Origin of the sequence: Salinivibrio sp. MA427, assembly GCF_001996115.1 — a bacterium.
In the GTDB taxonomy this organism is placed as follows: Bacteria; Pseudomonadota; Gammaproteobacteria; order Enterobacterales; family Vibrionaceae; genus Salinivibrio; species Salinivibrio costicola.
Genome location: NZ_MUFH01000437.1, coordinates 1 through 1604, shown reverse-complemented (window position 1 = coordinate 1604; position 1604 = coordinate 1). Strand labels below are relative to the sequence as shown.

At 51.5% G+C, this 1604-nt stretch carries 2 protein-coding genes; both read left to right on the top strand.

Going from position 1 to position 1604, the window contains the following annotated elements:
* The coding region (locus tag BZG79_RS15375; protein WP_108743320.1) for a Bcr/CflA family multidrug efflux MFS transporter at positions 1–907 on the top strand (907 nt) is incomplete at its 5' end.
* Positions 904–1569: a DUF2913 family protein gene (locus BZG79_RS15370; protein ID WP_077774841.1), complete on the top strand. Its 666-nt coding sequence runs from the start codon at positions 904–906 to the stop codon at positions 1567–1569. The genes BZG79_RS15375 and BZG79_RS15370, both read left to right, overlap by 4 nt.
* Positions 1570–1604: the final 35 nt, after the last annotated feature.

The window sequence follows — 1604 nt, the reverse complement described above, 5'->3', positions numbered from 1 at the left end:
GGCCCAAGATATTGATGTATTAATGATTGCGCGTACCACACAAGGCTTTGCCGGTGCAGCGGCGGCGGTGATCATTCAAGCCTTGGTGCGCGATATGTTCGAGCGCGAAGAGTTTGCGCGTACTATGTCGTTTATTACGTTAGTGATGACGATTGCACCTTTGGCAGCGCCAATGATTGGCGGTTATCTGCTGACTTGGTTTGACTGGCGTGCGATTTTTTGGGTCCTGGCAGGATGGGCCTGCTTTGTGACCTTGTGCATTATTTTTCGGATCCCCGAAACGTTACCGCGAGAAAACCGTCCGCCCATGCGGATTGGTGCCTCGTTGCGTAACTATGCCCGCATGCTAAAAACCCCCTTTGCGGTAGGGATGATCTTTTGTTCTGGGTTCTCGTTTGCTGGGATGTTCTCGTTTTTAACCGCGGGCTCGTTCGTCTATATCGACTACTATGGCGTCAGCGCCCAGATGTTTGGCTATCTTTTTGCGCTTAATATCGTTTGCTTGATTGTGATGACGTTTATCAATGGGCGCTTGGTCCGCAAAATGGGATCACATTGGATGCTGCGGCTCGGGTTGGGTATCCAGCTGGTGGCGGGCATTGCCATTGCTGTTTTTCAATGGTTAGACATGGGGCTTTGGGGCACGGTGATCCCGGTGATGACGTATGTCGGTGTGATTTCAACCATCGGCAGTAATAGTATGGCGTGCTTGCTGGCGTGCTATCCACAAATGGCAGGTACTGCATCATCTCTGGCGGGTACCATGCGTTTTGGTATTGGATCTCTAGTCGGTGCAGGCGTTGCCGTGGTCTCTGATGGAACACCTTGGGGGATGATTGGCGCCATCGCGATTTGTGCGATACTCTCTGCCGTTTTCTACTGGACGCTAGCACGTAAAGAACCATGAGTTATGTCATCACCATCCAAACCGTTATGGCTGCAGCCTTCGATGAGTTAGCTGCCGCCATCGATGCTAAAAAAGTGGCTGATGCGCCAGCCGCTCGCGAGGTGTTTTTAGGTCGTTGGGTGGCGCAAGCGGTTAAGAAACAGCGTTTTCACCACAGCGTAAAAGCGGATTTGCAACGTTGGACGCAGCGTGCCCGTAGTGCCGGCACTCAAGCCGGATTAGAGGCCGAATTTCGACACATTCAGCAACTCTATACGCAGTGGTTTCCGGTCGATGAGCCGGCAAGCCCGGTCCAGCACGCCCAATTACAACAGATGATTGATAGTGCCTGCGAGGCGGGTTGGATGCTGCACACCCAAACGCCGATTGATCGAAAGGTCAAGATTGTCTCTGAAGGACAGCATTCACTGGTGGTATGTCCTGAGGCAACTCAGGCGGCATTCAATGCAGAAGGGCACTTAGCTCATCCTCTTAGCATTTATGTGCGTGGACCAGAAATTGATGTAATGAATTGGGCGCATCAAGCCAAACTAGCACCCACGAAAGTCACGGCCTATAAGTCGATCGTTAAATATCATGCTGAATATCGACTTTGGCCCGACAATCATGCGGATTGCTTAATGGTGATGCCGCGGCAATCTATGGTGAAAGAATACCGCTGATGAGCATTGAGAAACCGTCTGAGGGCGGTTTTTTC

Excerpts from the sequence above, each read along its gene's own strand:
- BZG79_RS15370 (WP_077774841.1), top strand. The coding sequence starts at position 904 with ATGAGTTATGTCATCACCATCCAAACCGTTATGGCTGCAGCCTTCGAT.